General features: G+C 72.5%; 8 protein-coding genes and 1 tRNA gene. 4 read left to right on the forward strand and 5 right to left on the reverse strand.

From position 1 onward, the window contains the following. The 4 genes from E1182_RS28505 to E1182_RS28520 form a co-directional block, all read right to left on the reverse strand. The coding region (locus tag E1182_RS28505; RefSeq protein ID WP_132270827.1) for an energy-coupling factor ABC transporter ATP-binding protein at positions 1-750 on the reverse strand (750 nt) is incomplete at its 3' end. Positions 751-757: 7 nt separating this feature from the next. Then, positions 758-1,528 carry a cobalt ECF transporter T component CbiQ gene (gene cbiQ / locus E1182_RS28510; protein ID WP_132270828.1) on the reverse strand — a complete coding sequence of 257 codons (771 nt, stop codon included), beginning with the start codon at positions 1,526-1,528 and terminating at the stop codon, positions 758-760. Positions 1,529-1,540: 12 nt separating this feature from the next. Next, positions 1,541-1,939 carry a PDGLE domain-containing protein gene (locus E1182_RS28515; RefSeq protein WP_132270829.1) on the reverse strand — a complete coding sequence of 133 codons (399 nt, stop codon included), beginning with the start codon at positions 1,937-1,939 and terminating at the stop codon, positions 1,541-1,543. Continuing rightward, entirely contained in the window at positions 1,936-2,652 is a 717-nt protein-coding gene (locus E1182_RS28520) for an energy-coupling factor ABC transporter permease (RefSeq protein ID WP_132270830.1), read from the reverse strand. Before E1182_RS28520 ends, E1182_RS28515 begins: the two co-directional genes overlap by 4 nt. A gap of 120 nt (positions 2,653-2,772) precedes the next feature. Here E1182_RS28520 and bcp point away from each other — a divergent pair, with 120 nt between their 5' ends. From bcp to E1182_RS28540, 4 genes are all read left to right on the forward strand, one after another. Then, the gene (bcp, locus tag E1182_RS28525; RefSeq protein WP_132270831.1) at positions 2,773-3,249 is read left to right on the forward strand and encodes a thioredoxin-dependent thiol peroxidase; all 477 of its coding nucleotides are present in this window, start codon (positions 2,773-2,775) and stop codon (positions 3,247-3,249) included. Between the two features lie 33 nt (positions 3,250-3,282). Beyond that, positions 3,283-4,104 carry an HNH endonuclease signature motif containing protein gene (locus tag E1182_RS31385; RefSeq protein ID WP_207921551.1) on the forward strand — a complete coding sequence of 274 codons (822 nt, stop codon included), beginning with the start codon at positions 3,283-3,285 and terminating at the stop codon, positions 4,102-4,104. A 97-nt stretch (positions 4,105-4,201) separates the two neighbouring features. After that, positions 4,202-4,285, forward strand: a tRNA-Leu gene (locus E1182_RS28535). A gap of 69 nt (positions 4,286-4,354) precedes the next feature. Beyond that, on the forward strand, positions 4,355-4,885 hold the full coding sequence (locus tag E1182_RS28540; RefSeq protein ID WP_132270832.1) for a GNAT family N-acetyltransferase: 531 nt from the start codon (positions 4,355-4,357) through the stop codon (positions 4,883-4,885). Between the two features lie 308 nt (positions 4,886-5,193). Here E1182_RS28540 and E1182_RS28545 read toward each other — a convergent pair. After that, on the reverse strand, positions 5,194-6,192 hold a 999-nt coding region (locus E1182_RS28545; protein ID WP_132270833.1), incomplete at its 5' end, for an expansin EXLX1 family cellulose-binding protein.

Here is a 6,192-nt window from a genome sequence, read left to right on the forward strand (position 1 = left end):
GGGCAGCGAGGGCGGGCTGAAACCGTAGGGCAGTTCGAGGCGGTGCCGGGCCAACAGCTCCGCGTCGGAGAGGACGTCGACGGTGGGAGCGTCGGCCACGATCCGGCCGGCGTCGAGGATCACCGATCGCGGGCACAGTTCCGCCGCGTACGGCAGGTCGTGGGTGACCATCAACAGGGTCACCGGCAGGGTACGCAGGATCTCGGCCAGTTCCCGCCGGGCCGCCGGGTCCAGGTTCGACGAGGGCTCGTCGAGCACCAGGATCTCCGGGCGCATGGCCAGCACGGTGGCGACCGCCACCCGGCGGCGCTGGCCGAACGACAGGTGGTGCGGGGCCCGGTCCCGGTGGGCGCTCATCCCCACCGCGTCGAGGGCCTCGTCCACCCGCTCGGCCAGCTCCGCCCCGCGCAGCCCCAGGTTCGCCGGGCCGAACGCCACGTCCTCGGCGACCGTGGGCAGGAAGAGCTGGTCGTCCGGGTCCTGGAAGACGATCCCGACCCGGCGACGGATCTCGGCCAGCGTGCCCCGGTCGCTCGACACGGTCAGCCCGCCGACGCTGACTGTGCCCTCGGTGGGGGTCAGGATGCCGTTGAGGTGCAGCACCAGGGTCGTCTTGCCGGCCCCGTTCGGGCCGAGCAGGGCCACCCGCCCGCCGCGCGGCACGGTCAGATCCACCCCGCGCAGGGCGACGTGACCGTCCGGGTACGCGTACCGGACGCCACGGACGTCCAACGAGACAGCGGTGGGCACCTACCGATCATGTCAGGACGACGGCGGTGGCGGCGATGAGGACCGCCGTCACGGGCACGGTCGCCGCGGCCAGCCACTGCCCGGCGGTGGCCGCACCGGCGCCCCGCCAGACCACCGGCATCCGCCCCGAGTAACCCCGGGACAGCATCGCCAGGTAGACCCGCTCGCCCCGCTCGAAGGCGCGCAGAAACAGCGCACCCACCCCGGCTGCGAACCCGCGTAGCTGCCACAGGAAACGCGGGTCGTCGCCCCGGGACACCCGGGCCACCCGCATCCGGCGGGCCTCGCCCACCAGCACGTCCAGGTAGCGCAGCATGAAGGTGGCGATCTGGGTGACGATCTGCGGGCAGCGCAGCCGATCCAGGCCCACGATCAGATCGCGGGTGGTGGTGGTCGCCGCCAGCAGCAGCGACGCCAGCACACCCAGGGTGCCCTTGGCGACGATGTTCCACCCGCCGTACAGGCCGTCGACCGACAGGCTGAGCCCGGCGACCTCGACCCGCTCCCCCGCGCCCAGCAACGGCAGCGCGAAGGCGAAGAGCACGAACGGCAGCTCGATCATCGAGCGCAGCAGCAGCCACCCGGCACCCACCCGGGCCAGCGCGGCGACGAGGGCGACCAGCACCGCGTACCCGGCGAAGGCCCACAGGGCCTCCCTCGGGGTGGCCACCACGGCGACGGTGAACAGCACCATCCCCGCGATCTTCACCTCCGGGGCGAGCCGGTGCACCGGGGACGACACCTCCCGGTAGAGCACGTGCGCGTGCCCGGCCCCCATCGGCGTACCCCCTCAGCCGGTCGTGCCGGCGGGCTGCCGGTCGTCGCGCGCGGCCTCGCCGGCGTCACCGGACCCGGCCGGGCCACGTCGGCGCAGCAGCCAGAAGACACCGCCGCCGACCACGAAGGTCAGCAGGACCCCGAGCACCCCGGACAGCGCGGTGGAGAGGAAGTCGTTGTCGATCCCGGCGATCCCGTAGTCGGCCAGCGGACCGCCCACCTCGTGCTCCTTCTCCTGCTGGGCCGGGCAGGAACCGCCGGTGATCTCCCCCTCGGCGTCGACGGTGCAGCCCTTGAGCAGTGCCGAGTCCAACCCGTCGGGGTGAGACGAGGCGTAGCTGCTGACCACCCCGGCCAGCAGCAGCGCGACCAGCAGGCCGACCGCGACGAAACCCCAGGTACGGTTCCTCACCGGGCACCTCCGACGGCCGGGACGGTCGCCGGCGCCGCCGGCTTCAGGGCGCGCAGCGCGTACACCAGGTCTGGCCGGACCTTCGCGACGGTGGCCACGGTGGTGGCGGTGATCAAACCCTCTCCGATACCGATCAGCAGGTGGAATCCGGCCATCGTGCCGGCCAGCCCGGCGAGGTTGCCGCCCAGGTCGGTGGTGCCGCCGAGCCAGTACTGGAGCACGAAGCCCTGGCTCGCGACCACCACGCTCACCAGCGCGGAGACGAACGCGGTGACGCTCAGCCCGAACGGGGTACGCGGCAGCACCCGGAGCAGACCGGCGATGAGCAGGTACGCCGCCGCGGTGCCGATCAGCGCCATGTTGGTGATGTTCAAACCCAGCATCGCGACGCCGCCGTCACCGAAGACCAGGGCCTGCACCACCAGCACCACCGCCACGCAGAGCGCGCCCACCCACGGGCCGACCAGCAGCGCGGCGAGCGCGCCGCCGAGCAGGTGCCCGCTCACCCCGGCGGTGAAGATCGGGAAGTTGAGCATCTGCACGGCGAAGATGAAGGCGGCGACCAGGCCGGCCATCGGGGCCAGCCGGTCGTCCAGGTCGCGGCGACCGCGCAGCACGCAGAAAGCCAGCGCGGCGAGGGCGAGGGCTGCGAAGACCCCCGCCACGGGACCGTTGATGATCCCGTTCGAGATGTGCATCGCGAGGGTGTCCACGCGCGCGAGCCTATTTCCCCACAGGTGCTGTTGCCAAGGGCTGGCAACTGCACCAGTGATCCCGTTGTGCGGCGCGTCACCCCGCGCTCGCCGCCCAGGCCCGGCGGTAGGGTCGAGGCCATGACCGCGCCCGACCGCCTCAGCCCCGGCGACCCCGCCCCCGACTTCACCCTGCCGACCGACAGCGGCGGGACGCTCTCCCTGGCCGACCTGCGGGGCCGCCGGGTCATCCTGTACGCGTACCCGGCCGCGATGACCCCCGGCTGCACCAAGCAGGCCTGCGACTTCCGCGACTCGCTCGCCTCCCTCCAGTCCGCCGGTTACGAGGTCGTCGGGATCTCGCCGGACAAGCCGGAGAAGCTGGCGAAGTTCCGCGAGCGCGACGCCATCACCTTCCCGCTGGTGGCCGACACCGACCGGGCGGTGCTCACCGCCTACGGCGCGTACGGCGAGAAGCAGATGTACGGCAAGACCGTCACCGGGGTGATCCGCTCCACCCTCGTCATCGACCCGGACGGCAAGATCGAGCGGGCGTTCTACAACGTCAAGGCCACCGGGCACGTCGCCAAGCTGCGCCGCGACCTCGGCCTGGACTGACAGACCGTCACACCCGGCCGCTACCGTCCGTGCGTGGTCCGGTACCGGTACACCCCCGACGCGCTCGCCGAGGCGGCCGCCGCCGCGTACAGCGTCACCGAGGTGATGCGGCTGCTCGGCGTACGCGTCAGCGGCGGCTCACACGCGCACATCAGCCGGCAACTGAGGCGCTTCGGCATCGACACCTCCCACTTCACCGGACAGGTACACAACAAGGGGCGTGCTGGTCCCCGTCGGGCCGCCGCCGAGGTGCTGACCAGAATGAGCCCGGAGGCGGGCCGGATTCCCGGCTTCCGGCTGCGCCGCGCCCTGGCCGACATCGGCGTTCCCGAACAGTGCGAGCACTGTGGCGTGGGGACGATCTGGAGGGGCAACCGCCTGGTCCTCCACGTCGACCACATCAACGGCGATTGCCTCGACAACCGGCCGCCCAATCTGCGGTTGCTCTGTCCGAACTGCCACAGCCAGACACCCACGTACGCCGGCCGGAAATCGAGTCGCGGGGCGGTGAGAACGCTCGGTGCACCGCTCGGCGGCCTGCCTGGCTCCTGCGACGACCGGGACCAGCCAGCGCCGACACAGCCGGTGGATGGGGCCGAACTGCTCGCCCTCATCCGACGGGTCAGCGCCGGCGAACTCACCAGCGTGGAGGCCGCCCGACGCATCGGCTGTACGCGCGACAACGTCAGCAGGCTGCGTCGACGACTGGAGGCGACGGGCGATGTCGTGCCGCCGTCGCGGGGTGCGCGACCGCCGGGCACGTCGTCGACTCCGGGAACCCCTCATCGACATGGCACTCAACCAGCCGGAACTCGGCTCGCCGAGCATCGCCCGGAAGCTGGCGGACAGGTGTGACGGCGCCGCGGTGATCAGCCCTCGGACGGTGCAACTGATCCTCCGGGAGGTGGGGCTCAGCACGGTCGAGGCTCGACGCTCTAGACTCAGCGGATCGGCGGGAGTGGCGTAATTGGCAGCCGCGATAGGTTTAGGTCCTATTGTCCGAAAGGACGTAGGGGTTCGAGTCCCCTCTCCCGCACCGAAGCGCCGTGTTGCGATCGTCACGATCGGCTGTCCGACCGAAGCTCGCTGCACCAACATGGCCCGGGTGAGCCTGCGTTTCGTCCTCGACCCCGACCTCTCTCCCACGCTGCGCCAGCAGCTCACGCGGTTGTGGGTGGAGGTGACCAACGCCGGTGGCGCGGTCGGCTTCGTCGCGCCGGTCACCGTCGACGAGGTCCGCCCGGTCGCCGAGGCGACCTTCCGCGACGTCGTCGCCGGCCCGGACCGACTGCTGGTCGGTTACGCGGGCGACGAACCCGTCGCGGTGCTGGTCTTCGTTGACAACCGGTTCCATCTGAAGGCCCACTGGGGCATTCTCAAGCGGGTCATGGTCCATCCGAAGACGCAGGGGCTCGGGTACGGCGCGGCGATCATGAGGGAGGCCGCACGTCGGGCGCCCGAGCTGGGTTGGCGGGCCTTGCACGTCACCGTTCGGGGCGGGTTGGGGCTGGAGGGCTTCTACCGCCGGCTCGGTTACCGGGAGGTCGGCCGGTTGCCCGGCGCGCTGCGGGTGGCTCCGGGCGACGACCGGGACGAGATCCTCATGTGGCTCGACCTACCCGGCCCCACCCCCTGACCGCTCCGGGCGGAGGTCGCCCCGTCAACAGGTCGGCCACTCGACGCCAACACATCGCGGCAAGTGGGGCTGTCCCTAGTCCGGGACAGCCCAGGCTGCTGCCAACGGAGTTGATCAAGGAGCTGAGGACCGGCCACCCTCGAAGGTCGGCCCGTACCGGCAGACCAGGCCGCGTGGCCAGGCGAAGCTGCTGCCGGGCAGACCAAACCGTGCCCCGCGAGACCGGACCACCGCGGGAGCCCGGCCACACCCGGGAAGTCACTGCAGCTCCCTGGAAGCCGGAAGACCGGGCGCAGGGTGTTGCGCGATCAGCCGCAGGAGGGCTCGGGCGGGACAGCAGCCAGCGGTCGCGTGACCGCCTCGCCGGCCAGCGCGGTCGCGGTGGCGTCCGGTTGCGGGGTGATGTCGGCCGCTACCCCGCTGGACGGACGAGCGGGGACGGTCGCCGACGGGCTGACGCTCGGGCCCGGCGACGAGGCGCGGCGGGCAGCGGCCGTCCGGTCGCCCGACGAGCCGGGTGCCGCACCACCGGCAGCGGGTGCGCCGCCACCGGCGGCGGGTGCCGCGCCGTACATTCGGACGGTGCTGCGCTGGGTCTGGCCGGGGGCGAGCCGGATACCGGTGGCGGTGGTGCGGTGGCCGTACACGTCGGTGACCCGGACGGTGTACGGGCCGAGGCCGGCACCGGAGTCGATCAGCCAGTAGTTGTAGTCCTGCCGGGCGGCCGGGCGGAAACTACCGGAACCGCCCTGACGGACCTCGACGGAGCGCAGCGGGTTCCCGTGGTCGCCGACGAGCACCGCGAACCAGTACTGCGAGGCGCCTTCCTTGATCCGGAAGGTGAGCGGGCCGGGCAGCGGCGGGTCGACGACGGCCCGGTAGCTGATCGGGACGATGCCCTGCACGGGGTCGGCGATGCGGGCGAACGCCTCGCGGGACAGGTCGAGGTGCCCGGGCGCGCATTCCGGGCACCGGTCGGTGACCAGGACGCGGACGGTGCCGCGCGGCCCGGTGACGTCGAGGCTGCCGCCGCAGGCGGCGGCGGCGCCGTACTCGCTCGGGCCGAGGGCGACGTAGAGCCGGTTGGCGGGCAGGGTGGGGTACGAGCAGTTGCCGAGGCCCTGCGCGTCGTACAAGGTGGCCTTTCCCTTGTGGACGGCGCCGCCGACCGGCGGCGCGGCAGCGAGCGGCGGCACAGCAATGAGCGGCGCCCCGCCAGCGAGCGGGGCAGCCACCCGGGCCGGGGCGGCGCAGGCGGGGGCGGCGCCGGAGCGCAGCGCGAGACTGAGACCGAGGACGGTGGCGAG

It is taken from the genome of Micromonospora sp. KC721 (assembly GCF_004348355.1).
In the GTDB taxonomy this organism is placed as follows: Bacteria; Actinomycetota; Actinomycetes; order Mycobacteriales; family Micromonosporaceae; genus Micromonospora.

What these genes read in the sequence shown, in the direction of transcription:
- cbiQ (WP_132270828.1), bottom strand. Translation starts at nt 1,528, where the DNA reads ATGGGGGCCGGGCACGCGCACGTGCTCTACCGGGAGGTGTCGTCCCCG.
- bcp (WP_132270831.1), top strand. Translation starts at nt 2,773, where the DNA reads ATGACCGCGCCCGACCGCCTCAGCCCCGGCGACCCCGCCCCCGACTTC.